Below are 26,731 nucleotides of genomic sequence, written 5' to 3'. Positions count from 1 at the left end.
AGATCGCACCCTCTCTAAACGCGTTGATTAAGCGTTTGCGCTGTAACAATCAAAACCACCCAAGCGCTCCAGTTCCCCATAAAACACGGTTTCAAGGCCTAAAAATCCTCTGGCGCACTATTTTTGTGCATTTATTTGCTGAATTACGCGTAATTCATCACGTTTATGTAATAAATCCTACAGACGATGTAACAATCCGTTTAAACATGACTCAAGCGCGGCAAGTCCCCGAGCTCACGGTTTGGCTCCGGGGCATGAATCGTGTGTATTTCTACGTTAAGGATGTCGAGTGCCGAACCTGCCCTCACTCAAACGCTTGTGCCATCTCCACCCATTGGGCATCGCCCTGCTCTGCGTGTGCGCGCTGCCCGCAGCCGCCGCCGACGGCTTACAGCCAGGCCAGGAAGCCCTGCGCTTGCAGCAACAACAGCAGCGCGACCTGCAGCAAATACAGTTGGAGCAACGCCAGCGCCAACTGCAGAAAGGCAGCTTGGGCATACCAACGGCCGCCCCCTCTGTGCCGGCAGACGACGTCAAAGATGCACGCTGCTGGCCGCTAAGCGGCACACGCCTGGCCGGTGTCACGCTGTTCAGCAGGGCCGAGTTGAATAAACACATCGAGCCCTATGTCGCCCCGTGCATGGGCGCCACCCAGATCAATCGCCTGCTGGCCGAGATCACCCGCCTGTACGTCGAGGCCGGTTACATCGCCAGCCGCCCGTACCTGATCAGCAGCCCGGCGGCCGGGCAACCGCTGGATATTCACGTCGAAGAAGGCTACCTCGAAGCCATCGAACTGGCCGACCAAAGCCTGCCTGTGTCGCTGGCCGGCGCCTTCCCCGGGCTGCTCGGCAAGCCACTGAACCTGCGCGACCTGGAGCAAGGCCTGGACCAGCTCAACCGCCTGCGATCGGTGGACCTTACCGCCGATATCGCCCCCGGCAGTGAACCTGGCGCCTCGCGCATCATCCTGCGCTCGCGCACTACCGCCTCACGTTGGGGGCTGGGCCTGGGTGTGGATAACCTTGGCAGTGCCGGCACCGGCCGCGATCGCAACGCCATCAGCTTGAGCCTGGACAGCCCGCTGCAACTCAACGATTCACTCAACCTGAGCTTCAGCGACACGCTCAACCACGGCCCGCGTTACAGCCGCAGCAACAGCCTGTTTTATTCGATTCCCTACGGCTACTGGACCTACAGCCTGTTCGCCAGCCATGCCGAATACCGCTCACCGCTCAAGGTCAGCAGCACCACGCTGTACAACAGCGGCCGTACCGATCAGGTCAGCCTGCGCACCGACCGCGTGCTGTGGCGCGACCAGGGCCATCAACTCAGCGCCAACCTGCAACTGGCCTACAAGGATGTCGACAGCTACCTGCAAAAGGTCCGCCTGGGCATCCAGAGCCCAACGCTGAGCGTGGCCGAGGCCGGTTTGAATCTGTTCTGGCTCAACAGCGCGGTGTGGAACCTGGACGTCAATTACGCCCAGGGCCTGACCTGGTTCGGCGCTGATCGCGACGCCGACCAAGTGCAGAAAAACCTGCCCCAGGCGCAGTTCCACAAGTACCGCGCCAACCTCACCCAATGGCGTAACGGCCAATGGCGCACGCAACCCTGGCAGTGGCAGAGCCAGCTGTCTGCGCAATACAGCCCGGACCGCTTGCCCGCCATCGAACAACTGCTGGGCACCGACGATTCGGCTGTGCGTGGCTACCGCGAAAACAGTGCCTCGGGCGCCATCGGTGCGGTGTGGCGCAACACCTTGCGCCTGCCGCTCAACAGCGACCTGCCGGTAAAAATCACCCCGCGCCTGGGCCTGGACAACGGTTGGGTCAAGCGCGAACACGGCGCCCCAGGCCAACGTCTGAGCGGCGCAAGTGCCGGGCTCAACCTGAGCTGGAAAAACGTGCAGCTCGACGTCGATTACCAACGCAACTTGCACACGCCAACCGGCTTTGGCCAGGAGCCGCAGGTCTGGCTGACGCGCCTTAGCTTGCAGATTTAAACCAACACCCGATTAGCCTGAAACAACCGCCGTACCTGACCACCCCAGTAGCGTTGCAACGAACAACGCACGAGGCGGCTCAGCCAACACAGAGCGAACTTACTTATGCCGACTGACACCCACACGTTTCACCTTTCACCCGAGGGCAAACTGCGCTGGGCCATCGCCAGCCTGTTCCTGCTGCCGCAGCTGGCATTGGCCGCCGGCATCACCGTGGTCGAAGGGCCTGGCGGTATACCGCAATTGCAAAACCAGCAAGGCGTGCCCATCGTCAATATCGTCGCGCCGAACGCCGGCGGCCTGTCCCATAACCAATTCCTGGACTACAACGTCGATCGCCAGGGCGTGGTGCTGAACAACGCCCTGCAGGCCGGCCAGTCGCAACTCGCCGGGCAACTGGCGGCAAACCCGCAGTTCCAGGGCCAGGCGGCAAGCGTGATCCTCAACGAAGTGATCAGCCGCAACGCCTCGACCTTAAACGGTGCCCAAGAGATTTTCGGCAAGGCCGCCGATTATGTATTGGCCAACCCCAACGGTATTTCGGTGAATGGCGGCAGTTTCATCAACACCCCGAACGCCAACCTGGTAGTGGGCCGCCCCGAACTCAATGACGGCAAGCTGCAAGCCTTGAACACCCGCGACGCGAACGGTCAATTGACAGTGCACGGCCAGGGCCTGCAAAACCGCGCGGGCTCGATCAACCTGATCGCGCCGCGCATCGACAGCGACGGGCGCTTGAGTGCCCGCGACCAACTGAACCTCACCGCAGGCCGCAATCAGGTCGATTTCGCCAGCGGCCAAGTGCGCCAGGTCGACCCGGCCAGCAAGACCCAGGACCAGCGCATCGACGCCAGCCTGTTCGGCGCGATGCAGGCCGGGCGCATCAACATCATCAGCACCGCGGAAGGTGCCGGCGTGCGCGTAGGCGCCGTGCAGGTAGAAGGTCGTGACGGGGTCAACGTCAGCTCGGCCGGCGACCTCGACATCAGCGGCCAGGTCCACGCCAACAGCCTGGAAGCCACCCGTGCCGGTGTGCACAGCCAGCACGGCGATGTGGATCTGCACAGCGCCAAGGACTTGAACCTGGCCGCCACCGACGTCAGCGGGCGCAACGTCAAGCTCGACGCCGGTCGCAACCTGACCCTCAGCAGCCTGGAAAGCCGCAAGCTCCAGGAAAAACGTGAACAGTGGAACAACAGCAACTTCCTGTTCACCTACGAAACCTACGACCGCACCACCACTGACCAAGACTCGCGCCAGCACGGTAACAAGGTCGTTGCGCAGCAGGATGCCACGCTGTCTTCCGGCGCCAAGGCCGCGATCAAGGCCAGCCAAGTCGAAGCGGGCAATGCCTTACGTGTGAACAGTGGCGCCGACCTGCAGGTGAACGCCGCAACCGAAACCCATGAAACCCGCGATCAGGGCAACCATCGCAAACATCTGTGGAAAGCCAACTGGGACAAATCTTCCAGCGAGCAACGCAGCGTCACCAGCAGCCTCAAGGCCGGCAAGACGCTGGAGCTGACCAGCCAGCAGAACCTGCAATTGCAGGGCGCCGAACTGAAAACACCCGGCGATATTCAATTGGCCGGCCGCCAAGTGGAAATCACCAGCGCCAGCCGCACCCAGGTTAGCCGCGACAACGCTTACTCCGGCGACCTGACCGGCGGCAGCTTCTTCGGCAAGAGCGGCGATGGCGACCAGGGCAAGACCCTGAACACCGGCAGCAAGGTCAACGCCGACGGCAACCTGATCGTCAAGGCCGACGACGTGCGCATCAGCGGCAGCCAGGCGCGCGGCGGCAAGCAGGCCAGCGTGATCAGCGACAAAGGCTCGCTGGTAATCGACGGCGTAAAAGACACCTCCCACGCCAATAGCTACAGCAGCGACAGCAAGTTCTTCGGCATCTCCAAGGATGAAAGCCGCCAGCACCTCAAGGACAGCACCGTCGTGGCCAGCAACCTGCGCTCGGACAGCAACCTCAAGCTGCAAAGTGCCAAGGACATTCAAGTCAGTGGCTCTCAGGTATCGGCCGCAGGTGTATTGCAGGCGGACGCCAAGGGCGATATCAAGATCGCTTCGGCTGACAACACCACACACGACACCACCCGCACTCACACCCGTGGATTTGATGGCTACGCCAAGGAAACCGCCGCAGGCACCCGCCAGTACCGCGCTGGCGTGCGCTTTGAGGACCAGCAGCAAACCGGCAAAAGCGACGCCACCAAACAGCAGGCTTCCAGCCTCAGTGGCGCCAGCGTGGCGGTCACGGCCGGTGGCAATCTGAGCATCAAGGGTTCCGACGTCCAAGCCACCCAGGGCGATGCAACCTTGAGCGGCAACAACGTCGAGTTGCTGGCAACCGATAACAGCACGCGCAACACCACCGACCAGACCACCACCGGCGGTGGCGTCTACTACACCGGCGGCCTGGACAAAGCCGGCAACGGCGCACAGTTCAGCCATCAAAGCAGCCACGACAGCAGCCGCACAACCACCGCGCTAACCAGCAATGTGGCGGCGGCCGGCAAACTGACCCTCAACGCCGGCAACACCCTCACCAGCCAGGGCGCGCAGGTTAAGGCAGGCTCCGAATTGCAGGTCAACGCCGGCAACGTCGATAACCAGGCGGCGCACAACAGCCAGACCAGCACCCACAAGGAAAACGGCTGGACCGCCGATGTCGGCGCCAATGTCGAATACAAAGGCATCACCCGGCCGATCGAAAAAGCCGTCGAAGGTGTGGCCCAGGCCAAATTCCATCAGCCCGGTTTGCTCGATGCTTTCGAGCAGCCGAACGTCGGCCTGGATGTGGAAGTCGGTCACACCCACAAGACCCAAACCCAGCAGGACAGCACGGCGGTGGTCAGCCAGTTCAGTGGCGCCATGGTGCAGGTCGAGGTCGCCGGTAAGGTGCAGGATCAAGGCACTCAGTACCGCGCCACCGATGGCGGGCTGAAGATCGATGCCGGCGAGCATATCGCCAGCGCCGCAGCCAACACCCACAGCAGCAGCGAACAAGGCGTGGACGCCAAGGCCGGCGTGCGGGTCTACACCACCACCGGTGAAGACGTGAACGTGCGCGGCAGCGGCGCAGGCGGCAGCAGCGACGTGCGCGACGCCAGCAGCACGGCGGTGGTCGGCAGCTACGCGGGCACTCAAGGCGTGAACATCAAGGCCAAGGGCGATGCGCGTTACGCCGGCAGCCAGTTCAACGGTGGCCAGGCGGGCGTCAACCTCAAGGCGGGCGGCGAGTTGGCGCTTGATCAGGCCAACGACACGCAAAGCACAACCAGCAACAGCCTGCGCGGCAATGGTTCACTGACTGTGGGCACCGCACCGGGCACCCATGGTACCAACGTCAACCTCGGCGCCGGTGTGCAACTGGATAACAAGCAACTGGCCACCCAGGACAGCCAGGCGCGGATCGCGACGATTAAAGGCAGCGGGCCGATTCTGCTCAGCAGCGGTGCCGACATGACCCTGCAAGGCACGCAGATCGACAGCAGCGGTGATATCGGCCTGAATGCCGGCGGCAAACTGGACCTGCAAGCGGCCACCAGCACGCATGTCAGCAAGGGCAGCAACCTCGGCGGCGGCTTGAGCGTCGGCGCCGGCAAAACCAGCAGCGCCGACAGCAGTGGCAAGACCGGCAGCCTCAGCGCCAACTTCAACATCGGCAAGGTGGCGGAAAACGATCAGGGCGTGGTTGTCGGGCAGTTACACAGCAAGGGCAATGTGAGCCTCACCAGCGCCGATGATCTCCATCTGCAAGGTACGCAGATTGCCGCCAATACGGTCACCCTCGATGCGCAAAACGGCGGCATCCTGCAAGAGTCGGCGCAATCCACCCAGGCTCACAACAGCTGGGGCGTGACCCTGGGCGCGGGTGGCAGCGGCGGTAAAACCACCTTGGCCGACGCCGGTGAACACGACGCACCCAAGACCCAACTCGGTATCAATACCCGCGCCAAGGTCGATGTGGACAAGGTGCAAGGCATCACCCAGCACGACAGCCTGATCAAGGCCGATAACGTGGCGATCAACAGTGCCGGTGACACCCATCTGGCGGGGGCGCGGATTGAGGCCCATCAGGTCAGCGGTAAGGTCGGTGGCGATCTTGTGGTCGAGAGTCGCAAAGATCACGTCAACAGCACTACGGTCAACATCGACGCCAAACTCGACGTCGAAAAAAACCAACCGGGTGTGGTCAACAAGCTCGCAAAGACGACTGGCCCGCTTAAGGACAAGGTGCAAGCCAAGGCCGAGGGCGCGTTCGACAAGCATCGGGAGAAGTTGGAAAACGTCGTCGACAAGGGCACCGAGCATCTGGCTTCGGCCAAGGACAGCGTGGTCAATGCCAAGGAACGCCTGGGCGAAAAGCTCAGCCGCAGTGGCAGCTACGACGTAAACCCTGAACCCCGTGGCGCCATCGGCACCCGCGTGGACCAGGCCAAGACCTACCTCGCAGACAAAAAAGAGGCACTGGGCACACGCCTGTCCAGCTTCAAGGATAAAGTCTGGCCAAAAACCAGCGACAGCTACACCGTCAGCGGCAAAGACACGACCGGCAGCAAGGTGGCCGATACCGCGCAAAACGTACTGTTCGGTGACAAGAGCGGCAACACCCGCTACACGCCGACGCTGAACCTGGACGTCAGCCATAGGGTGAAAGACAGCGTGACTCAGGCCTCGGGCATTCGTGGTGCTCAGGGCGTAAACCTTGAGGTGGGCGGCGACACGCTGCTGACCGGCGCGCGGATCAGCGCCGAGCATGGCAAGGTCGCGTTGGGCGGTTCCAAGGTGACGGCAACCACGTTGGCGGGCAGCGATTATCGCGCCGATGTCGGGCTGAATCTGTCGAAATCGCCGGTTAACCTGGCGCTCGGCGCCAAGGACGAACTGACCCAGAAACAGGACGACGCCACACGTAAGGATCAGGCTTTCAACCTGGGGCCACTGCGGGTTGGCGGGCACAGTGACCAGCAGGAATTACAGGCGGGAATTGATCAAAAAGGCAGCTAAGTAGCCACGCTTGGGTGACAGCGGCCAGACTCGCTGCCACCCAGGCAAACATTTCTAAATGTTTCTTCATAAAGCCAAATCGTCATTAAACAGCAACATATCAGGAATTAAATCGTCACGTCTTAGACAGGTGGGCCTCCCCACTTACCCCTTCCCTTGAGGTGTTGTCGTGATGTTGCCGAGTAAAAAAAGTCTGTCTGTTTTGTTGAGTGCCCTGTGCCTGAGCGGCATGGCCCACGCCACCGACGTTACCGGTGCCGGCTCCAGCTTCGTCTACCCGGTGCTGTCCAAGTGGTCGCAGGACTACAGCAAGAACTCCAGCAACCGCATCAACTATCAGTCGATCGGTTCCGGCGGCGGCATCGCCCAGATCAAGGCAGCCACCGTTGACTTCGGCGCCTCCGACGCGCCACTGTCGGCTGACGACCTCAAAGCCGGCGGCCTGGGCCAGTTTCCCAGCGTGATCGGCGGCATCGTGCCGGTGATGAACGTCGAAGGCGTGGCCGCAGGCCAGTTGAAGCTCGACGGCGACACCCTGGCGAAAATCTTCCTCGGTGACATCAAGGTCTGGAACGACCCCGCCATCGCCGCGCTCAACCCTGGCGTGAAGCTGCCAAGCGCGAACATCACTGTGGTGCACCGTTCAGACGGCTCCGGCACCTCGTATAACTTCACCAACTACCTGGCCAAAGTCAGCGACAGCTGGAAAACCAGGATTGGTTTCGGCACCACCGTGCCGTGGCCGGTCGGTGTGGGCGGCAAGGGCAACGAAGGCGTTTCGGCCTACGTGAAGCAGATCAAGAACTCGATCGGTTTTGTGGAATACGCCTACGCCCTGCAGAACAAAATGACCTTTGCTTCACTGAAGAATGCCTCCGGCAAGTTCGTCGAGCCTAACGCCAAGGCGTTCCAGGCCGCCGCCGACACCGCCGACTGGGCCAGTGCCAAAGACTTCAACCTGATCATGACCAACGCCCCCGGTGAAGGCGCATGGCCGATCACGGCCACCACCTGGATCATCATGTACAAGCAGCCCAAGAATGCCGAGCAAAGCCAGGCGGCGTTCAGCTTCTTTAAATGGTCGCTGGAAAAAGGCCAGGAACAGGCTGCAGCCCTGGACTACGTCGCATTGCCGGGCTCCCTGGTGTCGCGAATCGAAGATTACTGGAAGTCTGACTTCGCCCACTGATTCGCCCTACGACCGCCTTCCTCGATAAGTGAGGAAGGCGCTGAGCGCCTCTGATATGAACGACACGGTCCACACCCTGGTTATGACTACTCACGCGAGCGACACCGGGGGCGACCGCCGCGCCGCCCGCGATCAACGCCACGACCTGTGGTTCAAACGCTCGATGTTCGGCGCCGCCATGCTGGTACTGGCGCTGCTGGGCGCCATTGCCGCCTCGACCCTGTGGGGCGGCGGGCTGGCGTTCAAGACGTTTGGTTTCGGTTTTATCACCAGCACCGAGTGGGATGCGGTCAATAACCACTTTGGTGCCGTGGTGCCGATCTACGGCACCTTGGTCACCTCCTTTCTGGCCTTGCTGATTGCCGTCCCGGTGAGTTTCGGTATTGCGATTTTTCTGACTGAAGTCGCGCCGCCCTGGCTGAAAATGCCGGTGGCCTCGGCGATTGAGCTGCTGGCCGGTATCCCGTCGATCATCTATGGCATGTGGGGTTTGTTTGTGTTCGGGCCTTTCATGGCCGAACACCTGTCGCCGTTGATCAATGATTACCTGGGCGCCCTGCCCTTTGTTGGCTCACTGTTCCAGGGGCCGCCACTGGGGATCGGCATGCTCACCGCCGGCATTGTGCTGGCGGTGATGATCATGCCGTTTATCACCTCGGTGATGCATGAGGTGTTTCGCAGCGTGCCCACGCAGTTGAAAGAATCCGCCTACGCCTTGGGCAGCACGACGTGGGAAGTGGTGTGGGACATTGTTCTGCCCTACACCCGCTCGGCGGTGGTCGGCGGCATTTTTCTCGGCCTGGGCCGCGCCCTCGGCGAGACCATGGCGGTGACCTTTGTATTGGGTAACGCGCAGCAGTTTTCCGCTTCGTTGCTGATGCCCAGCAGTTCCATCGCCTCGGTCATCGCCAACGAATTCAGCGAGGCCTACACCGACCTGCATCGCTCTGCGCTGATTGCCTTGGGCTTCCTGCTGTTTATCGTGACCTTCGTCGTGCTCGCACTGGCGCGGCTGCTGCTGATGCGCCTGTCGCGCAAGGAAGGGCTATGAGCGCCAACGAACGTCTGTACCGCAAACGCGCCGTTAAAAATGGCGTGGCCATGTTCCTCAGTTGCGGCGCCACCGCCTTTGGCTTGCTGTGGCTGACATGGATTTTGCTGACCACCATTATCAACGGTTTCCAGGCCCTGAACCTGCGTCTGTTTACCCAGATGACCCCACCACCCGGCACCGAAGGCGGCCTGGCCAATGCGTTTTATGGCAGCGCGTTGATGTCGGGCATCGCGTTGGTGATCGGCACCCCCATCGGGCTGATGGCCGGCATCTGGCTGGCAGAATTCGCACGCCACTCGCGCCTGGGAACTACGGTGCGTTTCATCAATGACATCCTGCTGTCCGCGCCCTCGATTGTGCTGGGTCTGTTTATCTACACCGGGGTCATCCTGCCGCTGAACCTGCTGACCAATCATCAGGTCGGCTTCTCTGCCATCGCCGGTGCGCTGGCACTGGCGCTGCTGGTGATTCCGGTGGTGGTGCGCACCACCGATGAAATGCTCCAACTGCAACCGTCCACCATGCGCGAGGCGGCCCTGGCGCTCGGCGTGCCGCAGTGGAAGCTGACGCTGCAAATCGTGCTGCGGGCGGCCAAGGCCGGGGTGGTCACCGGCATCCTGCTCGCTCTGGCGCGCATCACCGGCGAAACCGCGCCGCTGCTGTTCACTGCCTTCGGCAATCAGTTCTGGAGCAGCAACCTGCTCAAGCCGATTGCCAGCGTGCCCGTGGTCATTTTCCAGTACGCCATGAGCCCGTTCGACGACTGGCATGCGCTCGCCTGGGCCGGCGCGCTGGTCCTGACATTGTTCGTGCTGGTACTCAGCCTGGCATCCCGCCTGATTCTTTTACGCAATAGGTCTCACTGATGGACGCCACCGGCATTGCTCCCGACAAAACCAAAATCCAGGTGCGTGGGTTGGAGTTCTTCTACAACAACCAACGCTCGCTCAAATCCATCAACATGGATATTTCGGAAAAGCGCATCACCGCCATCATTGGCCCCTCCGGCTGCGGCAAGTCCACCATGTTGCGGGTGTTCAACCGCATCTACTCGATGTACCCCAAGCAGGAAGCGCGCGGCGAAGTGCTGCTCAACGGCGAAAACATCCTCGCCCCCGGCTACTCGATGAACCGCCTGCGCAGCCACGTAGGCATGGTGTTCCAGAAGCCGGTGCCGTTCCCGATGTCGATCTACGACAACATCGCCTACGCGGTGCGCCACCACGAAAAACTCTCGCGCCGAGAAATGAACGACCGCGTCGAACAAGCCCTGCGCGGCGGTGCGCTGTGGGATGAGGTCAAAGACAAACTCAACCAAAGCGCCCAGAGCCTCTCCGGCGGCCAGCAACAACGGCTGTGCATTGCCCGCACCATCGCGCTGCGCCCGCAGGTTCTGCTGCTGGACGAACCGACTTCCGCCCTCGACCCGATTTCCACCGGGCGTATCGAACAGTTGATTACGGAATTGAAGGCGCAGTACACGGTGATCATCGTGACCCACAACATGCAGCAGGCCGCGCGGGTGTCGGACAGCACCGCGTTTATGTTCATGGGGGAATTGATTGAGCATGGCAAGACCGATCAGATCTTTACCACGCCGAAGATGAAGCAGACGGAGGACTATATTACGGGGCGGTTTGGCTAAGGTCGGGCAAGGAGCCGTCTCTTGGAGGCGGTTTTTTACCAACGCCAAATTGCAGGCAAAAAAAAACCCGGAAATCCTCACTTGCGTGGGCCTTCCGGATTTTCTAAACCGCCAAAAATGGTGGGTCGTGTGGGATTCGAACCTACGACCAATTGGTTAAAAGCCAACTGCTCTACCAACTGAGCTAACGACCCGCTGTGTGGTGGCGCGTATAATACTGATTTCTAAGGATTATTCAACACCTTATTTTAAATAAATCAGAAATAACGCGTTGGGTCCGCAATTGCGGCGTTTTTGAAGCCTTCTGCTCGCAGTCTGCAAGCATCACATTTCCCACAGGCACGACCGGAATCGTCTGCCTGGTAGCAGGAAACTGTCAGCGCGTAATCGACGCCTAGTCCTACGCCAGCCTTCACGATGTCTGCCTTACTCATGTTCTGCAGTGGCGCCTGAATGCGGAAGCCCTGCCCTTCCACACCGGCCTTGGTCGCCAGGTTGGCCATGCGTTCGAATGCCTCGATGTACTCCGGGCGGCAGTCCGGGTAGCCGTTGTAGTCGAGGGCATTGACGCCAATGAAGATATCGCGGGCCTTCAATACTTCGGCCCAGCCAAGCGCCAACGACAGGAACACAGTGTTACGTGCCGGCACGTAGGTCAGCGGAATGCCTTCGCTGGGGGCCTCGGGCACATCGATGCTGCTGTCCGTCAGCGCCGAGCCGCCGATGCCGTTGAGGTTGAGGCCGATCACCTTGTGCTCGACCACGCCCAAGTCACGGGCAACACCCTCGGCGGCGTGCAGCTCGGCGCGGTGGCGTTGGCCGTAGTCGAAACTCAGGGTGTAGCAGCTGTAGCCTTGGGCACGGACCATGGCCACCAGCGTGGCGGAATCAAGACCGCCAGAGAGCAGGATGACCGCGCGCTTTTGCTCGGTCATGTCAGCGCCCCGGCTCGTCGTTCCACAGGTATTTGTGCAACTGCAATTGCAGGCGCACCGGCAGGTTGTCCGCCACGACCCAATCGGCCAGGTCGCGGGCGTTGAGGTCATGGTGGCTCGGCGAGAACAACACCTCGCCGGCACGGCGGTCGAGGTTGTACTGGATCAGCTTGGAGGCCGCCCAGTCATAGTCATCCCGCGAACAGATCACGAACTTGACCTGATCGTTGGCCGTCAGCAAGTCCATGTTGTCGTAGAGGTTGCGGTGCGCTTCCTTGGAACCCGGGGTCTTGAGGTCGACCACCCTGCTCACCCGCGCGTCGACCGCAGAGATATCCAGGGCGCCGCTGGTTTCCAGTGAAACCTCGTAACCGGCGTCACACAGCCGCTTGAGCAACGGAATGGCATTCGGCTGGGCCAGGGGCTCACCACCGGTCACACAGACGTAGCGCGGCTTGAAGCCGGCAACCTGCTCGATGATGTCGTCGAGGGTGCGCACGGTACCGCCGCTGAAGGCGTAGGCGCTGTCACAGTATTGGCAACGCAACGGGCAGCCGGTCAACCGTACAAATACAGTAGGCAGGCCAGCGGTACGCGTTTCACCCTGTAACGAGTAAAAAACTTCGGTAATACGTAATGTGTCTTGCATAGTCGCCACGGGCGTAACAGCTAAACAGGCTGTCCGCCTCCGTCAGGCACTTCAAGGAACCCCGCCAACGCGCAGGCCCCAAAAAGCGTGTTTCATAAAAGGGCGTGGATTCTAACGAAAAAACCCGCGCCAGGCGCGGGTTTCTTCTAAACGGGTTGCATCGCTTACAAGCGCTGCAGATCCCGCTGGGCCAACTGGGCTGCAGAGGTACCCGGATATTGGGCAACCACCTGTTGCAGAATGCCTTTGACCTTGTCGGTATGACCCAGGCGGCGTTCTACATCAGCCAATTTATACAGCGAGTCAGGCACCTTGGCATGCTTTGGGTACAGCTGGCTGACCTTGGCAAATGCCTGGCCTGCCGCTTGCAAATCACCCTTTGCCAGGTTCACCTCACCCAGCCAGTACTGGGCATTGCCCGCGTATTGGCTGTTAGGGTATTTGCGCAGGAATGCGGTAAAGGCCTGGCTGGCCTTATCGAAATCCTTGGCTTTGATCAGGTCAAAAGCTGCGTCGTAATACAGCTTTTCCTTGGCCGGATCACCCGGTTCGCTGCTGGCGGCAGGCGCCTGGCTAGCCGCTGCGCCTGCTGCTGCACCACCGGCGGCAGCGCTTGGCGCGCCACCGGCAGAAGAATTATCAGGAGTTGCGGCAGGTGTTACGCCGGCTCCAATACGTCGATCAAGATCCTGGTAACGTTCCAGGCCTTCTTGCTTCAGCTGGTTCACTTGGTTCTGCAAGATCTCAATGGTGCCTTGCTGCTGCGACAATTGATCCTGCATACGTTGCAGCTGGTTGAACAGTTCGCCCTGTGCCGAGGGAGCGGCAGTTGCCGGTCCCCCAGCATAGGCGCCGTTCGTGCCATAACCCGCTGGCGGATAACTGCTCCCGCTATTGTTATAGCCAGAGTTGCTATCTTCCACAGGAACCGCAGCCCACACCGCAAGCGGTGCGAGGCTGAGAGCCAATACAGTTAGAGCACGACGGCACGTTCGCATGACGAATTACTTACGCAGTTCGACGCGACGGTTTTGAGCCCACGACTGTTCGTCGTTGCCAGTTGCAACTGGACGCTCTTTACCGTAGGAAACCAGTTCCAGTTGGCCTGGAGCAACACCTTGCAGTACCAGGTAGCGTTGAACGGCTTTCGCACGACGCTCGCCCAGTGCCATGTTGTACTCACGAGTACCACGGGCGTCAGTGTTACCTTCCAGAACAACGCGAGCGCCGTTAGCTTTCAGGTCCTTCGCGTGAACGTCCAGAGCGCGCATGGCTTCTGGCTTCAGGTCAGAACTGTCGTATTCGAAGTAGAAAGTGGTGATAGCGCGCAGAGCAGCTTCTTCGCTCAGGGAGCCGTCAACTGCACCAGTGTTAGCGCCGTAACCAGCGTTTGGATCAACAGCTGCGCCTTCACCGGCATTGTCGCCGCCTTTAGACGAGCAACCAACGGCTACGGACAGAGCCAGAGCCAGAGCAGCAAACTTACCAAACTTCAGCATTTCCATCGTGAAACTCCTAATGAACCCCAGTGTGTTAAGCAATTCTTTTTGTAGCGCCGCGTCAGTTCAGGTAAGGGGACCAGGACGGTTCTCTGACTTCGCCTTGTGCGGTAGGAAGCGGGAGCCTTACGCGTCCATTAATGGACACGAGCATCAAGACTCCCCGGCCCTGCTGGCGGGTGGCGTAGATTACCATGGTGCCGTTGGGCGCAACAGTGGCTGACTCATCAAGGTTGGTATCTGTGAGGATTTTTACCGTTCCACGCTGCAAATCCTGGGCCGCAACCCGGAAATTAGTGAAACCATCCTGACGGTGAATCATCACCAACGTCTTTTCATCGGCCGAAAGCTTAGGATTGGCATTGTAGTTACCAATAAAGGTCACACGTTCTGCGCCACCGCCACCTACGCTCGTTTTGTAGATTTGAGGCTTGCCGCCGCGATCGGAGGTGAAGTAGATGGTCGAACCATCCTTGCCCCAGAACGGTTCGGTATTGATGCCCGGGCCACTGGTTACACGGCTGATCTGGCGCGAAGCCATGTTCATCACGTAAATGTCCGGGTTGCCATCTTTGGACAGCACGAAGGCCAGGCGCGAACCATCCGGCGACCACGCAGGGGCACCGTTGAGGCCTTCAAAGTTGGTGATCTGCTCACGGCGACCGGTGTCGATGTGCTGCACGAAAATGCGCGGGCGGCGCTGTTCGAACGACACATAGGCAATACGCTTGCCGTCCGGCGCAAAACGCGGCGACAGGATTGGCTCACGGGACTGCAGCAAGGTCACGGCGCGAGCGCCGTCGTAGTCCGAGCGCTGCAGGGTGTAACGCGTGTTGTCTACGGAGAAACGCTCAGCCGTTACATAAAGCAGACGTGTCGAGAACGCCCCCTTGATACCGGTGAGTTTTTCAAACGACTGGTCCGAGATGTAGTGCGCCATGTCCCGCAGTTGTTCGGCGGTGCCCGATACGCTGCCGGTCAGGACCTGCTGCTCGGTGGCCACGTTGAACAACGTGTACTGGATTTGCAGGCGACCGCCGGCCGGCGTAATGCTGCCGACCATCAGGTACTGGGCGCCTACGGCTTTCCAGTCACGGAAGATGACTTCGCTGGCCTGGGTCGGCTGGCTGATCATGTTGCCTTTTGGAATCGGCGCGTAGTAGCCGGAGTTGCGCAGGTCGTCGCTGACGATCTGGGCCATGTCGTCCGGCAGCACGCTGCCGCCCTGCCAGCCAAACGGTACTACCGCGATCGGGGTGGCCCGATCGCTACCGCTGGTGACCAGGATGTTCTTTTCATCCGCCGCCGCTATCCCTGCCATACAGCAAATAACGACAAGCATTCCTCGAAGAAGGTTTCTCACAAGGCTAGATCCTCAGGTGTGAATGTCATCTTGAATGAACGATAGGGAGCGAAGTCGCTTGGTTTCATTCCCTGCATCTCGGTCAACCGGCCAATGTTCTTGACCGCTGCAACCGCCGAACTGTCGAACGAGCCGTCACCACTGGACTTGGCCACGCTGACCGAAGTCACCGTACCGTCCGGCAACATGCCGATCTGCAGCACTACTGTCATGCCTTTACGTGCCGAAGGTGGACGTGTCCAACCTTCCGCTGCCCGTGCCCGAATCAGGTCGTCGAAACTGCCCGCGACTTCATCGCCACGTTCATCGGCCAAGGCTTGCTGACGCTGCGGCGTGTCGGAGAGCAAATCTGCCAAGGCCTGGGCCTTTTTCTCTTCGGCGGATTTACGCGCTGCTTCCTGGGCCTTTTTCTTGCTGGCGTCGGCGGCAGCTTTCTTCTTCGCGTCGTCGGCGACTTTCTTCTTCGCCTCGTCTGCTTCAGCTTTTTTCTTGGCGTCTTCGGCGGCTTTCTTCTTCGCGTCTTCGACTATCTTCTTCTTGGCCTCTTCAGCGGCCTTTTTCTTGGCCTCTTCTTCGGCAGCTTTTTTGGCTTCTTCTTCAGATTTCTTCTTGGCTATATCAGCCAATTGTTTCTCTTCAGCCTTTTTAGCTTCGGCAGCTTTATCGGCTTTCTTGGCTTCATCCGCCTTTTTGGCCTCGTCAGCTTTCTTGGCTTCGTCAGCCTTTTTCGATTCCTCGGCCTTTTGAGCCGCCTCTTCTTTCTTTTGTTCCGCAGCAGCCTTCACCGCTTCCTGCTCGACCTTCTTCTGTTCCATCTGCTCGACTTCGGTCTGGCGCGCAGCCGACTTCTGGGCTTCACCCGCAATCTTCTGATTGGTCTGGGTGGTGGCCTGACTTTTCGATTTCAGCTGATACAGGGTCGCCTGCACGATCGGCTTGGCTGGCGGCAGGTCCGGGGTCATGGCAAAGCTGACGAACAGCATGCCGAACACCAGGACGTGCAGGGCAATTGCCCAGACGCTAGGCCAGAAGTAGCTTTCCGAGGCGGACGGCTCTCGCTGTTGCTGCATCAGGGCGCCTCGGTAATCAAGCCAACGTTACCCACGCCGGCCTTCTGCAGCCCGCCCATGGCGCCCATGACGGAGCCATAGTCGACCACTTTGTCGCCGCGAATGAACACTTGCGTGTGCTTGCCGCCTTCGTTGCCGGACCGGATGATCTTGGTCACGGCGTCCGTCATCTGCGGCAAGGTCATGGCCTTGTCCTGCTGTTTCTGGGTGTCGACTTCGCTGCCAAGGTTCCAGTAATAGGTCTTGTCAGCCTTGATCGAAATGGTCAGGACCTGAGTGTTGTTGTCTTGCGGCAAGGCTTCGCTGGAAACCTTGGGCAGATCAACCTTCACGCCCTGATTGAGCATCGGCGCGGTCACCATGAAGATAACCAGCAGCACCAGCATCACGTCGATGTAAGGCACTACGTTCATCTCGGCGACCGGCTTGCGCTTTTTGCGAGCTCGAGCGATTAAAGCCATTGGAAATTACCTGCTTATTCTTCGCTGGTGTGCACTTTACGGTGCAGGATCGCCTGGAATTCATCGGCGAAGGTGTAGTAACGGCTGATCAAGGTTTCGCCACGGGCGGCAAAACGGTTGTAGGCAATTACTGCGGGAATAGCGGCGAACAGGCCGATCGCGGTGGCGATCAAGGCCTCGGCGATACCCGGGGCCACGGTGGCCAGGGTCGCTTGTTGCGCCTGGGCCAGGCCACGGAAGGAGTTCATGATGCCCCACACGGTACCGAACAGGCCGATGTACGGGCTCACGGAACCGACGGTAGCGAGGAACGGCAAGCTTTGCTCAAGCTTTTCTTCTTCGCGGGAGATGGCAACGCGCATGGCGCGGGCCACGCCTTCCATGACCGCTTCGGGGTCAACACCCGGTTGCTGGCGCAAGCGCGAGAATTCCTTGAAACCGGCGCGGAAGATCTGCTCTACGCCCGAATCCGGGTCCGGGTTGCTACCGGCCTGACGGTACAGCTTGGACAGGTCGATACCCGACCAGAAGCGCTCCTCGAAGCTCTCCAGGGCACGTCGACCGGCACGCAGCAGGTTGCTGCGCTGAAAAATCATGACCCAAGAGGTAACCGATGCGGCTACCAGGACCAGCATCACCAGTTGAACCACAACACTGGCATTGCTGACCAGGCTCCACATGGAGGAATGGTCGACGACGGTAGGTTCCACGCTAAATCTCCTGCTTTGATTGTTTACCCGCGCCGCTTACGTCGGCAAAGGCCGCACGTAGAGCTTCGGGAATGGCCCGGGGTTTCAAACTATTGGTGCGCACACAGGCCACCAGGAACTGCCCCTCACAGAGCAGCGTTGCATCCGTTGCCCGCCTGACCTGCTGTTTAAAGCGCAGGCTGACACGGTTCAATTCGATAACTTCAGCGCTGACCAGCAATTCGTCGTCCAGTCGCGCCGGTGCGTGGTAGCGCGCCTCGCTGGAATGCACGACGAATAACAGGTCCTCCCCTGCCAGCTGGGATTGGGCAAAGCCCAGCTCCCGTAGCCGCTCGGTTCGAGCCCGCTCCATGAACTTGAGGTAGTTGACGTAATAAACGATGCCGCCGGCATCGGTGTCCTCGTAATAAACGCGACAGCGATGTGCGAACGACTGATCCCTGTTTTGCGCGCGCATACTCTAGTGCTTACTCCTCAGGTTGCCAATCCGGCTGGGCAACTGTTTTTGCATTCTATTCAGCATTTCTAACGACTGAATGACGACACCAGCCACTAGGACAGCACAAACTTCAGATAAATCGTCTGGCGTGGAGTTATTAATCGTCCACTGCATCGAGGAATTCGTCTACTACAGGCATCTCGCCCAATCGTGACGGAATGTTTAACCCGAAATGCAAATAGGCGTGGCGCGTGACCACACGGCCCCTTGGCGTACGCATGATGTAACCCTGTTGGATCAGGTACGGCTCCAGCACATCCTCAATGGTATGGCGCTCCTCACTGATGGCCGCTGCCAGGCTGTCCACACCGACCGGGCCGCCATCGAACTTCTCGATCATGGTCAAGAGTAGACGTCGATCCTGGTGATCGAAGCCGTGCTCGTCCACATCCAGCAGGTTCAAGGCCAAATCCGCCACGGCCTTGGTGATATGCCCCTTGGCCCGCACCTCGGCAAAATCGCGCACACGACGCAGCAAGCGGTTGGCGATACGCGGCGTGCCACGGGCGCGGCGGGCGATTTCGAACGCGCCTTCCGGGTCCAGCGGCAACCCCAGGATGCCCGCCGAACGGCTGACAATCGTCGCGAGATCTGCAGTGCTATAAAACTCTAGACGTTGAACAATGCCGAAACGGTCTCGCAACGGGTTAGTCAGCATCCCGGCGCGCGTGGTGGCGCCGACCAGCGTGAACGGCGGCAGGTCGAGCTTGATCGAGCGCGCTGCCGGGCCTTCGCCGATCATGATGTCGAGCTGAAAGTCTTCCATGGCCGGGTACAGCACTTCCTCGACGATCGGCGACAGCCGGTGAATCTCGTCGATAAACAGTACATCGTGGGGCTCAAGGTTGGTCAGCAATGCGGCCAGGTCGCCCGGACGCTCCAGCACCGGGCCGGAGGTGGACTTGATCGACACGCCCATCTCCTGGGCGATGATCATGGCCAGGGTGGTCTTGCCCAGGCCTGGCGGGCCGAAGATCAACGTGTGATCGAGGGACTCGTTGCGCCCACGCGCAGCCTGGATAAACAGCTCCATCTGCTCGCGCACTGTCGGCTGGCCGATATAGTCGGCAAGGCTGACGGGGCGGATGGCGCGGTCCTGGACTTCTTCACGGTCGCGCGGGCCGGTGGCCGCGATCAGACGATCAGCTTCAATCACTTAAATCATTCCCTTCAGGGCTCGGCGGATCATGTCTTCGCTGCTCAGGTTCTTGTCCTTGATGGCCGATACGGCTTTGCTCGCCTCCTGGGGCTTGTAGCCCAGGGAGATCAGCGCGCTCACGGCATCGCTTTCGGCACTGGCGACCTGGCCGGCCGGCATGTCCGGCTGGTTCGGTACCAGGGCAAACATGTTCGGCACCACTTCCCAGGCCTTGAAACGGTCCTTGAGCTCGACCAGCAGGCGCTCGGCGGTTTTCTTGCCGACACCGGGCACCTTGGTCAACGCTGATGTGTCCTGGGCCGAAACTGCGCGTACCAGTTCGTCCACCTCCAGGCTCGACATCAACGCCAGCGCCAACTTGGGCCCCACGCCATTGAGGCGAATCAGCTCACGAAAGAAGTCGCGGTCGCGCTTGCCAATGAAACCATAGAGCAATTGCGCGTCTTCGCGCACCACCAAATGCGTGTGCAATGTTATCGGCTCGCCAATCGACGGCAGGCGATAGAGGGTGGTCATGGGCACTTCCAGCTCATACCCCAACCCATTTACATCCAGAATCAGGTGCGGCGGCTGTTTCTCAGCCAGGGTGCCGCGCAAGCGTCCAATCACGGTTCAGATCCTTAAAGCTTGGGGTCAGAACACGGCCTGACCGGAAATTACGATTGCGCTGATGCTATCAGAGACGCAGCCGCCCGCCACGACTGCGTGCGGTGCCCAAGCCATGCGGCAAGAGGCTGGAACGCGTGTGCGCATGGCAAATGGCGATGGCCAGGGCGTCGGAGGCGTCGATTTGCGGCTTTGAGGTGAGCTTGAGCATGTGCATGACCATCATCTGCACCTGCTCTTTATTCGCCGCGCCGGTGCCGACCACGGCCTGTTTGACCTGGGTCGCGGTGTATTCGGCGATTTCCATGCCCTCCTCCGCACCGGCCACAATAGCAGCGCCACGGGCCTGGCCGAGCTTTAAGGCAGAATCGGCGTTTTTGGCCATAAAGACTTTTTCGATGCCCATGGTGACCGGCCCGTAGGTCTGGATCACTTCACGCACGCCGCGATACACAATCTGCAGGCGCTCGGCCAACTCGCCCGCGCCGGTACGGATGCAGCCCGAAGCGACATAGACGCAGCCACGCGGGGTGTGTTGCACCACGCCAAAACCGGTGATGCGCGAACCGGGGTCGATACCAAGGATTAAAGTCATAACGCCTGCGGGTTGGGTAAACACAATTCTTGCGGCCAACAACAATCAAATGTGGGAGCTGGCTTGCCTGCGATGCAGACACCTCGGTACTTCTGTCAAACCGAGGTGATGCTATCGCAGGCAAGCCAGCTCCCACAGGGGATTTTCATGGTGCTCAGGTTAGCTGTTCGGCCACTTCTTCCGGGATGTCGGCATTCGAGTAGACGTTCTGCACATCATCCAGGTCTTCGAGCATGTCCAGCATCTTCAGCACTTTCTGCGCGCCGTCCAGGTCCAGTTCGGCGCTGGTGGTCGGCAGCATCACGATTTCTGCGTCGGTGCCTTTGAAACCAGCCGCTTCCAGGGCGTTACGCACGGCGTAGAAGCCCGCGAACGAGGTGAACACATCGATGGAGCCGTCTTCGTTGGTCACCACATCGTCGGCGTCTGCCTCCATGGCCGCTTCCATCAAGGCGTCTTCATCGGTGCCGGGGGCGAACGTGATCTGCCCTTTGCGCTCGAACAGGTAAGCCACCGAGCCGTCGGTGCCCAGGTTACCGCCGCATTTGCTGAAAGCATGGCGCACGGCGGCTGCGGTGCGGTTGCGGTTGTCGGTCATGCACTCGACCATCACCGCCACGCCGCCAGGGCCGTAGCCTTCGTAGCTCAGCTCGACCATATCGTCGGTATCGGCAGCGCCGGCACCACGGGCCACGGCGCGATCAATGATGTCGCGGCTCATGTTGGCGCCCAAAGCCTTGTCCAGCGCCAGGCGCAGACGCGGGTTGGAACCTGGGTCACCACCGCCTTGGCGGGCGGCGACGGTCAGTTCGCGAATCCACTTGGTGAAGATCTTGCCTTTCTTGGCATCCTGACGCTCTTTGCGGTGCTTGATGTTCGCCCACTTGGAATGGCCAGCCATAACACAACTCCGAAAATTCTCTAGAAACCTTATCAATCCCGCCCCAGGCAGGAATTCCCTCTTTTAAACGCAAAGGCGCATCCGAAGATGCGCCTTTTTGACTGCGTACAACTTTATAGCGCTTTCACGCCGCAGCCTTACTCAGCCTTCGGCGTCTCGCGCAGACGGATGTGCAGTTCGCGCAGCGCCTTGGCATCCACCACGCCCGGTGCCTGGGTCATGACGTCCGCAGCACTCTGGGTTTTCGGGAAGGCGATCACTTCACGGATCGACTGGGCGCCGGTCATCAGCATCACCAGACGGTCCAGGCCGAACGCCAAGCCACCGTGCGGCGGCGCGCCGTACTTCAGGGCGTCGAGCAGGAAGCCGAACTTCTCTTCCTGTTCCGCTTCGTTGATGCCCAGCAGGCGGAACACCGCTTGCTGCATCTCTTTGCGGTGGATACGGATCGAACCGCCACCCAGCTCGGTGCCGTTGAGCACCATGTCGTAGGCACGCGACAGCGCGCCCGCCGGGTTGGCTTCCAACTCTTCAGGCGAGCACTTCGGCGCGGTGAACGGGTGGTGCAAGGCGCTGAAGCTGCCGTCGTCGTTCTCTTCGAACATCGGGAAGTCGACGACCCACATCGGCGCCCACTTGCAGGTCAGCAGGTCCAGGTCGTGGCCGAGCTTGATGCGCAGCGCACCCAGGGCTTCGCTGACGATCTTGGCCTTGTCGGCACCGAAGAACACGATGTCGCCATCGACTGCACCGACGCGGTCGAGGATCGCGTTCAGGTTGTCCAGCGGGATGTTTTTGACGATCGGCGATTGCAGGCCGTCAACACCATTGGCGCGCTCGTTGACCTTGATGTACGCCAGGCCCTTGGCACCGTAGATGCCGACGAACTTGGTGTAATCGTCGATCTGCTTGCGCGGCATGCTCGCGCCGCCAGGCACGCGCAGGGCGGCGATGCGGCACTTCGGGTCGTTGGCCGGGCCGCTGAACACCTTGAAGTCGACTTCCTTGAGCTGGTCGGCCACGTCCACCAGTTCCAGCGGGATACGCAGGTCTGGCTTGTCGGAACCGTAGCGGCGCATGGCTTCTTCGAAGGTCATGTGCGGGAATTCGCCGAATTCCAGGTCCAGCACTTCCTTGAACAGGTTGCGGATCATTTGCTCGGTCAGGCCCATGATCTCTTTTTCATCGAGGAAGCTGGTCTCGATGTCGATCTGGGTGAATTCCGGCTGGCGGTCAGCGCGCAGGTCTTCGTCGCGGAAGCACTTGGCGATCTGGTAGTAGCGGTCGAAGCCGGCGACCATCAGCAGTTGCTTGAACAGCTGCGGCGATTGCGGCAATGCGAAGAAGGAACCGGCGTGGGTACGGCTCGGCACCAGGTAGTCACGCGCACCTTCCGGGGTGGCCCGGGTCAGGATCGGCGTTTCGACGTCCAGGAAGCCGTTTTCGTCGAGGAAGCGGCGGATGCTGGTGGTCATGCGCGAACGCAGGCGCAGCTTCTCGGCCATTTCCGGACGACGCAGGTCCAGGAAGCGGTAGCGCAGACGGGTTTCTTCGCCCACGTCGGAGTATTCGTTGAGTGGGAACGGCGGGGTTTCCGACTCGTTCAGCACTTGCAGCTCATAACCCAGCACTTCGATGGCGCCGGAGGCCATGTTGGCGTTTACAGCACCGGCCGGGCGCAGGCGCACCTTGCCAGTGATTTTAACGACGTATTCGCTGCGCACGCGGTCGGCGGCGGCGAAGCTCTCGGCGCGGTCCGGGTCGAACACCACTTGGGCCAGACCATCACGATCACGGATATCGAGGAAGATCACCCCGCCGTGGTCGCGGCGACGGTGAACCCATCCGCAAAGGGTGATTTCCTGACCATCCAGGGTCTCGTTCAGTTGGCCGCAATAGTGGCTGCGCATCATGGTAGTGGTTTCACTTCTCGTAATTCGAAATTCGGTGGAGGCTCGCCTCGTCACCGTACAGTTAAGCAGGGGACGGATAATGCAGGAGCCTGCGCGTAGAGTTCAACTCAGTCTGCTTTGTCGCCGCCCGCCAGATTCTTCTTGGCGCCGGTCTTGAAGTCGGTCTCATACCAGCCGCCGCCGCTCAGGCGGAAGCCCGGCATGGACAACATCTTCTTCAGCTCAGGTGCCTGGCAGGCAGGGCAATCGACCAGCGGCGCGGCGCTGATCTTCTGAATGGCTTCCAACTGATGACCACAGGAAGCACATTGATAATCGTACATGGGCATGGAGATGTCTCGGCGATCAGATCGTAACTGCGCCACGCCCACCCTGTGGATAAGCCAGGGGCGCGCAGCAAAGCGCGGGATTATATCTGGTAAATCGACACAGCGCAGCCGGCTTTCTGCCCGAAGCCTGGCCCGCCTTGACGGTGGGCCCGCTTCGCAACCAGCGGATTAATCCAGGCCCGTGGCGCTGACACGCTCTTTTAATACGTGGACCACGCACACCACCCGCACCAACCCGCTGAAGTTCTTCACTCCCCCGTAACGCAAATGCACTTCCCGATCGACATACGACAGCAACGCGCTGACTGAACAGGCATTGATCCTGGCTATCTCCGTGAGGATATTCCAATAGATCTGCTCAAGACGCAGGCAGGTGGAAAACCCATTGAGCCTGACCGACCGGGACAATGGCTTGGCCAGTCCCATGTCGAACCCTTTGGCAAAGGGGTCGACCTTTATCTTGTGAAAACCGGCGGTTTCCATCACTCCATTACCCACTCCGCGTGACATACACCTGACACTCCATTGCCAAACAGCAGCCCATGGGTTTCTCCCATTGGGCAGTGGGCCTATAAAACAGCAGGGCGAGAGGAGCAGCCAGAAGACGCGGATTGGAAAGTTGTAGGACAACGCCAGGAAATGCGGAGAAACAAGCGAGCGGCGCCGGGTAGGCGCCGCTCAGGCGGTGCTTTTACTGGTTTTCCAGCAAGGAACGCAGCATCCACGCGGTTTTCTCGTGAACCTGCATGCGTTGGGTCAACAGATCGGCGGTCGGCTCGTCGCTGACCTTGTCGAGCAATGGGAAAATACCGCGCGCGGTGCGGGTGACGGCTTCCTGGCCGGCCACCAGTTGCTTGATCATCTCTTCGGCACTGGGCACGCCCTCTTCTTCCTTGATCGAAGACAGCCGGGCATAGATCGAATAGGCACCCGGCGCCGGGAAGCCCAGGGCACGGATACGCTCGGCAATGGAGTCCACCGCCAGTGCGAGTTCGTTGTACTGCTCCTCGAACATCAAGTGCAGCGTACGAAACATGGGGCCCGTGACGTTCCAGTGGAAGTTGTGGGTTTTCAAATACAGTACATAGGTATCGGACAGCAGCCGTGAAAGCCCATCGACGATGGATTTACGGTCTTCTTCACTGATACCAATATCGATTGCCATGTTTTTCCCCTTCAATTGACGAACATTCATTGATCAGGTGCAGGACCACTCTAACAAGAGTGCCGGCGGTGTGCAGCCCGGCACCGGCCGGGTGAGATGCGGCAAATTGCCCCGCTCGGCCGACAAGCCTTTGCAGAGCGAGAACGCCTCAAAATGTCGCGCAAAACAGCCACACCCGTCTAGGACAAGTGTTTTACGCAGAAATGCTATTGCCCTTGCAACGCCCCGAAATGCTTGATTTGAGTAGGCACAGCCTTTGCTGTTAAATAGGCGGCGTGTGGTTACCGTTCATTTCTGCGGGACACCACATAGGCTGATACCCGCGCACGTGCCCAACGCCTCCCATTGTTCAGAAGCGAACCGTGCCAGTCAGCTCTTCCTTGTGATCCGTCTTAACGTGAGTTAATCAAAATGTTGAAAATCGTCCACCTCCTGACGGGCGTTGCAGCGTTGCTGCTGTCCTTTATTCCGAGTCTGCAGCCTGAAAGCCTGCCGTACCTGGAACAACACGACGCCCTGTACCTGGCCTTGTTCGGCCTTCTTAACCTGACGCTCGCACCGGTAATCCCTTACTGGAACAAAGGCACGCGTCATCAACTGCAAAACCTGGTCAGCGCGCTGCTGGTACTGACCGTTGTCGTGCAAACCCTCACCCTCCTGGCACCTATGCCTGAAGTGGGCGGCCACCCGGCCATCCTGCTCAGCCTGGTGATTGCTGTGGTCGCCATCGTTCTTCACCTGGCCATCAGCTTCTACCGTTCGTCGCCTGCCGCGGCGTCGCAAAACTATGACATGACCAACCGGGATACCGGGACCGTCAAGTGGTTCAACACGTCCAAAGGCTTCGGCTTTATTTCCCGCGATTCGGGCGACGATATCTTCGTCCACTTCCGGGCCATCCGTGGCGAAGGCCATCGCGTTCTGGTCGAAGGCCAGCGCGTGGAGTTCTCCGTCATGAACCGCGACAAAGGCCTGCAAGCCGAAGACGTGATTGCGGCCCTGCCGCGTCGCTGATTCCTACCCGCAGCGCATAAAAAACCGCGATCCGGCTGAGCCGGATCGCGGTTTTTTTATGAGCGGCCATTAATGCCGGGGCTATCAATAATGTGGCGGTGGCGCTTCTTCTTCGGAGGTCTCGAACTGCCCGCCCATTTCTTCCTGGCGCTTGAGCAGCGCCGTCATCTGCATTTGCAGGCGTTCAACCGCACGCTGCTGGGTGACCAGGATGTCATTGAGGGTCTCGATGGTGTCGTCCTGGAAGGCCAGGCGGCTTTCCAGATCGGTAACGCGGTCTTGCAGGTCCATGATTCAGTCCTGGGTAAAGATGAAGTCGGCAGGTAACAACCCGCGCAATTGGCTGCGAATCGCCGCCACTTGCTCATCGGTATAAGGCCGTGCCGGGTGTTTGCCCCAGACCGGTGCCGGCCAGGCCGCATCGTCACGCTTGCGCACAATGACATGCACGTGCAACTGGCTGACCACATTCCCCAGCGCACCGATGTTCATTTTGTCAGCGGCCAGCCCTTCATTGAGCAACTGCGCCAGGGTGGTCGTCTCTTGCCACAACCGCTGTTGATCGGCGACATCCAGTTGAAACACTTCGCTGATACCGTCGATGCGCGGCACCAGGATGAACCACGGGTAGTGGGCGTCGTTGGACAGCAGCAGGCGGCAGAGCGGGAAGTCCCCAATGGCCAGTGTGTCTTGTTGCAGGCGTTGGTCTAAGGCGAACACGCGGCACTCCATTCGGCAGGTCAATTTCAGGCGCCCAGCATACCTTCGAATGCCCGAGGCTTCACGGCGAATGCGGGAGCGTTGAGGCCACAGGGCAAAAAAGCACGCACCCTTTCGAGGCAGGCAAATATTTGAGCTACGCTAAATCGGGCCTCAGCGGGATGCACCAAAATGACCCACCCGTGCCTCAAAGGGATCCGCCAATTACCCACTCAAGGGGTGAAC

General features: G+C 59.9%; 26 protein-coding genes and 1 tRNA gene. 7 read left to right on the top strand and 20 right to left on the bottom strand.

Annotated elements, in window-relative coordinates; all coding sequences use genetic code 11:
• Positions 1-289 precede the first annotated feature (289 nt).
• The 6 genes from QF043_RS04595 (at position 290) to pstB (ending at position 10,918) form a co-directional block, all read left to right on the top strand.
• Positions 290-2,005 carry a ShlB/FhaC/HecB family hemolysin secretion/activation protein gene (locus QF043_RS04595; protein ID WP_373460657.1) on the top strand — a complete coding sequence of 572 codons (1,716 nt, stop codon included), beginning with the start codon at positions 290-292 and terminating at the stop codon, positions 2,003-2,005.
• Positions 2,006-2,110: 105 nt separating this feature from the next.
• Positions 2,111-7,030, top strand: a complete 4,920-nt coding sequence (locus tag QF043_RS04590; RefSeq protein ID WP_307417645.1) for a hemagglutinin repeat-containing protein — start codon at positions 2,111-2,113, stop codon at positions 7,028-7,030.
• A 172-nt stretch (positions 7,031-7,202) separates the two neighbouring features.
• A complete protein-coding gene (gene pstS / locus QF043_RS04585; RefSeq protein WP_307417644.1) occupies positions 7,203-8,219 on the top strand; it encodes a phosphate ABC transporter substrate-binding protein PstS in 1,017 nt (338 codons plus the stop codon).
• 55 nt (positions 8,220-8,274) lie between these two features.
• Complete coding sequence (gene pstC / locus QF043_RS04580) at positions 8,275-9,270, top strand: phosphate ABC transporter permease subunit PstC (protein WP_017139135.1); 996 nt, start codon at positions 8,275-8,277, stop codon at positions 9,268-9,270.
• Entirely contained in the window at positions 9,267-10,139 is an 873-nt protein-coding gene (gene pstA / locus QF043_RS04575) for a phosphate ABC transporter permease PstA (protein WP_307417642.1), read from the top strand. Before pstC ends, pstA begins: the two co-directional genes overlap by 4 nt.
• Positions 10,139-10,918 carry a phosphate ABC transporter ATP-binding protein PstB gene (gene pstB / locus QF043_RS04570; protein WP_056858577.1) on the top strand — a complete coding sequence of 260 codons (780 nt, stop codon included), beginning with the start codon at positions 10,139-10,141 and terminating at the stop codon, positions 10,916-10,918. The genes pstA and pstB overlap by 1 nt, the downstream gene beginning before the upstream one ends.
• 118 nt (positions 10,919-11,036) lie before the next feature.
• Here pstB and QF043_RS04565 read toward each other — a convergent pair.
• The 18 genes from QF043_RS04565 to QF043_RS04480 all read right to left on the bottom strand — a co-directional run bounded on the left by QF043_RS04565 (position 11,037) and on the right by QF043_RS04480 (position 24,772).
• Positions 11,037-11,112 (bottom strand) — tRNA-Lys (locus tag QF043_RS04565).
• Between the two features lie 63 nt (positions 11,113-11,175).
• A complete protein-coding gene (gene queC / locus QF043_RS04560; RefSeq protein ID WP_307417641.1) occupies positions 11,176-11,853 on the bottom strand; it encodes a 7-cyano-7-deazaguanine synthase QueC in 678 nt (225 codons plus the stop codon).
• A 1-nt stretch (position 11,854) separates the two neighbouring features.
• A complete protein-coding gene (queE, locus tag QF043_RS04555) occupies positions 11,855-12,502 on the bottom strand; it encodes a 7-carboxy-7-deazaguanine synthase QueE (protein ID WP_017139819.1) in 648 nt (215 codons plus the stop codon).
• 164 nt (positions 12,503-12,666) lie between these two features.
• The gene (gene ybgF, locus QF043_RS04550) at positions 12,667-13,500 is read right to left on the bottom strand and encodes a tol-pal system protein YbgF (RefSeq protein ID WP_017139818.1); all 834 of its coding nucleotides are present in this window, start codon (positions 13,498-13,500) and stop codon (positions 12,667-12,669) included.
• A 6-nt stretch (positions 13,501-13,506) separates the two neighbouring features.
• Positions 13,507-14,007, bottom strand: coding sequence for a peptidoglycan-associated lipoprotein Pal (gene pal / locus QF043_RS04545; RefSeq protein ID WP_003193861.1), 501 nt, complete (start codon positions 14,005-14,007; stop codon positions 13,507-13,509).
• Positions 14,008-14,062: 55 nt separating this feature from the next.
• Positions 14,063-15,343, bottom strand: coding sequence for a Tol-Pal system beta propeller repeat protein TolB (gene tolB, locus QF043_RS04540; RefSeq protein ID WP_032865998.1), 1,281 nt, complete (start codon positions 15,341-15,343; stop codon positions 14,063-14,065).
• Positions 15,344-15,360: 17 nt separating this feature from the next.
• On the bottom strand, positions 15,361-16,434 hold the full coding sequence (gene tolA / locus QF043_RS04535; RefSeq protein ID WP_056858573.1) for a cell envelope integrity protein TolA: 1,074 nt from the start codon (positions 16,432-16,434) through the stop codon (positions 15,361-15,363).
• Positions 16,434-16,886: a protein TolR gene (tolR, locus tag QF043_RS04530; protein WP_161630238.1), complete on the bottom strand. Its 453-nt coding sequence runs from the start codon at positions 16,884-16,886 to the stop codon at positions 16,434-16,436. Before tolR ends, tolA begins: the two co-directional genes overlap by 1 nt.
• A gap of 23 nt (positions 16,887-16,909) precedes the next feature.
• Positions 16,910-17,605, bottom strand: a complete 696-nt coding sequence (gene tolQ / locus QF043_RS04525) for a protein TolQ (RefSeq protein WP_003209819.1) — start codon at positions 17,603-17,605, stop codon at positions 16,910-16,912.
• A 1-nt stretch (position 17,606) separates the two neighbouring features.
• On the bottom strand, positions 17,607-18,062 hold the full coding sequence (gene ybgC / locus QF043_RS04520; RefSeq protein WP_307417640.1) for a tol-pal system-associated acyl-CoA thioesterase: 456 nt from the start codon (positions 18,060-18,062) through the stop codon (positions 17,607-17,609).
• Between the two features lie 139 nt (positions 18,063-18,201).
• Entirely contained in the window at positions 18,202-19,260 is a 1,059-nt protein-coding gene (gene ruvB, locus QF043_RS04515; RefSeq protein ID WP_017139814.1) for a Holliday junction branch migration DNA helicase RuvB, read from the bottom strand.
• A complete protein-coding gene (gene ruvA, locus QF043_RS04510; protein ID WP_056858571.1) occupies positions 19,261-19,872 on the bottom strand; it encodes a Holliday junction branch migration protein RuvA in 612 nt (203 codons plus the stop codon).
• 67 nt (positions 19,873-19,939) lie between these two features.
• The gene (gene ruvC / locus QF043_RS04505) at positions 19,940-20,464 is read right to left on the bottom strand and encodes a crossover junction endodeoxyribonuclease RuvC (protein WP_024077147.1); all 525 of its coding nucleotides are present in this window, start codon (positions 20,462-20,464) and stop codon (positions 19,940-19,942) included.
• Positions 20,465-20,618: 154 nt separating this feature from the next.
• Entirely contained in the window at positions 20,619-21,365 is a 747-nt protein-coding gene (locus QF043_RS04500; protein ID WP_010208107.1) for a YebC/PmpR family DNA-binding transcriptional regulator, read from the bottom strand.
• Between the two features lie 137 nt (positions 21,366-21,502).
• Positions 21,503-23,278 (bottom strand): aspartate--tRNA ligase, encoded by a 1,776-nt coding sequence (gene aspS, locus QF043_RS04495; RefSeq protein WP_307417639.1) that lies wholly within the window; start codon positions 23,276-23,278, stop codon positions 21,503-21,505.
• A gap of 107 nt (positions 23,279-23,385) precedes the next feature.
• Positions 23,386-23,607, bottom strand: a complete 222-nt coding sequence (locus tag QF043_RS04490; RefSeq protein ID WP_017139808.1) for an FmdB family zinc ribbon protein — start codon at positions 23,605-23,607, stop codon at positions 23,386-23,388.
• Positions 23,608-23,775: 168 nt separating this feature from the next.
• Entirely contained in the window at positions 23,776-24,117 is a 342-nt protein-coding gene (locus QF043_RS04485) for a ribbon-helix-helix domain-containing protein (RefSeq protein WP_307417638.1), read from the bottom strand.
• 181 nt (positions 24,118-24,298) lie between these two features.
• Positions 24,299-24,772: a Dps family protein gene (locus QF043_RS04480; protein WP_003193874.1), complete on the bottom strand. Its 474-nt coding sequence runs from the start codon at positions 24,770-24,772 to the stop codon at positions 24,299-24,301.
• 411 nt (positions 24,773-25,183) lie between these two features.
• Here QF043_RS04480 and QF043_RS04475 point away from each other — a divergent pair, with 411 nt between their 5' ends.
• Complete coding sequence (locus QF043_RS04475; protein ID WP_003193875.1) at positions 25,184-25,786, top strand: cold-shock protein; 603 nt, start codon at positions 25,184-25,186, stop codon at positions 25,784-25,786.
• Positions 25,787-25,870: 84 nt separating this feature from the next.
• Here the strand turns inward: QF043_RS04475 and QF043_RS04470 are convergent, their stop codons facing one another.
• Together QF043_RS04470 and QF043_RS04465 are read right to left on the bottom strand one after the other, a co-directional pair.
• Positions 25,871-26,077, bottom strand: coding sequence for a SlyX family protein (locus QF043_RS04470; protein WP_017139805.1), 207 nt, complete (start codon positions 26,075-26,077; stop codon positions 25,871-25,873).
• A gap of 3 nt (positions 26,078-26,080) precedes the next feature.
• Entirely contained in the window at positions 26,081-26,506 is a 426-nt protein-coding gene (locus tag QF043_RS04465; RefSeq protein ID WP_307417636.1) for an HIT domain-containing protein, read from the bottom strand.
• Positions 26,507-26,731: the final 225 nt, after the last annotated feature.

It is taken from the genome of Pseudomonas sp. W3I7 (assembly GCF_030816095.1).
Taxonomy (GTDB): Bacteria; Pseudomonadota; Gammaproteobacteria; order Pseudomonadales; family Pseudomonadaceae; genus Aquipseudomonas; species Aquipseudomonas salomonii.
This window is presented reverse-complemented; position numbering and strand designations above follow the sequence as displayed.

Coding starts and splice junctions, on each gene's coding strand:
- QF043_RS04490 (WP_017139808.1), bottom strand. CDS start 23,607: ATGCCCATGTACGATTATCAATGTGCTTCCTGTGGTCATCAGTTGGAA.
- QF043_RS04470 (WP_017139805.1), bottom strand. CDS start 26,077: ATGGACCTGCAAGACCGCGTTACCGATCTGGAAAGCCGCCTGGCCTTC.
- QF043_RS04500 (WP_010208107.1), bottom strand. CDS start 21,365: ATGGCTGGCCATTCCAAGTGGGCGAACATCAAGCACCGCAAAGAGCGT.
- pal (WP_003193861.1), bottom strand. CDS start 14,007: ATGGAAATGCTGAAGTTTGGTAAGTTTGCTGCTCTGGCTCTGGCTCTG.
- aspS (WP_307417639.1), bottom strand. CDS start 23,278: ATGATGCGCAGCCACTATTGCGGCCAACTGAACGAGACCCTGGATGGT.
- pstS (WP_307417644.1), top strand. CDS start 7,203: ATGTTGCCGAGTAAAAAAAGTCTGTCTGTTTTGTTGAGTGCCCTGTGC.
- queE (WP_017139819.1), bottom strand. CDS start 12,502: ATGCAAGACACATTACGTATTACCGAAGTTTTTTACTCGTTACAGGGT.
- QF043_RS04485 (WP_307417638.1), bottom strand. CDS start 24,117: ATGTCACGCGGAGTGGGTAATGGAGTGATGGAAACCGCCGGTTTTCAC.
- tolA (WP_056858573.1), bottom strand. CDS start 16,434: ATGCAGCAACAGCGAGAGCCGTCCGCCTCGGAAAGCTACTTCTGGCCT.
- ybgC (WP_307417640.1), bottom strand. CDS start 18,062: ATGCGCGCGCAAAACAGGGATCAGTCGTTCGCACATCGCTGTCGCGTT.
- pstB (WP_056858577.1), top strand. CDS start 10,139: ATGGACGCCACCGGCATTGCTCCCGACAAAACCAAAATCCAGGTGCGT.
- pstC (WP_017139135.1), top strand. CDS start 8,275: ATGAACGACACGGTCCACACCCTGGTTATGACTACTCACGCGAGCGAC.
- QF043_RS04590 (WP_307417645.1), top strand. CDS start 2,111: ATGCCGACTGACACCCACACGTTTCACCTTTCACCCGAGGGCAAACTG.
- ruvC (WP_024077147.1), bottom strand. CDS start 20,464: ATGACTTTAATCCTTGGTATCGACCCCGGTTCGCGCATCACCGGTTTT.
- tolB (WP_032865998.1), bottom strand. CDS start 15,343: ATGCTTGTCGTTATTTGCTGTATGGCAGGGATAGCGGCGGCGGATGAA.
- pstA (WP_307417642.1), top strand. CDS start 9,267: ATGAGCGCCAACGAACGTCTGTACCGCAAACGCGCCGTTAAAAATGGC.
- QF043_RS04475 (WP_003193875.1), top strand. CDS start 25,184: ATGTTGAAAATCGTCCACCTCCTGACGGGCGTTGCAGCGTTGCTGCTG.
- QF043_RS04480 (WP_003193874.1), bottom strand. CDS start 24,772: ATGGCAATCGATATTGGTATCAGTGAAGAAGACCGTAAATCCATCGTC.
- ybgF (WP_017139818.1), bottom strand. CDS start 13,500: ATGCGAACGTGCCGTCGTGCTCTAACTGTATTGGCTCTCAGCCTCGCA.
- queC (WP_307417641.1), bottom strand. CDS start 11,853: ATGACCGAGCAAAAGCGCGCGGTCATCCTGCTCTCTGGCGGTCTTGAT.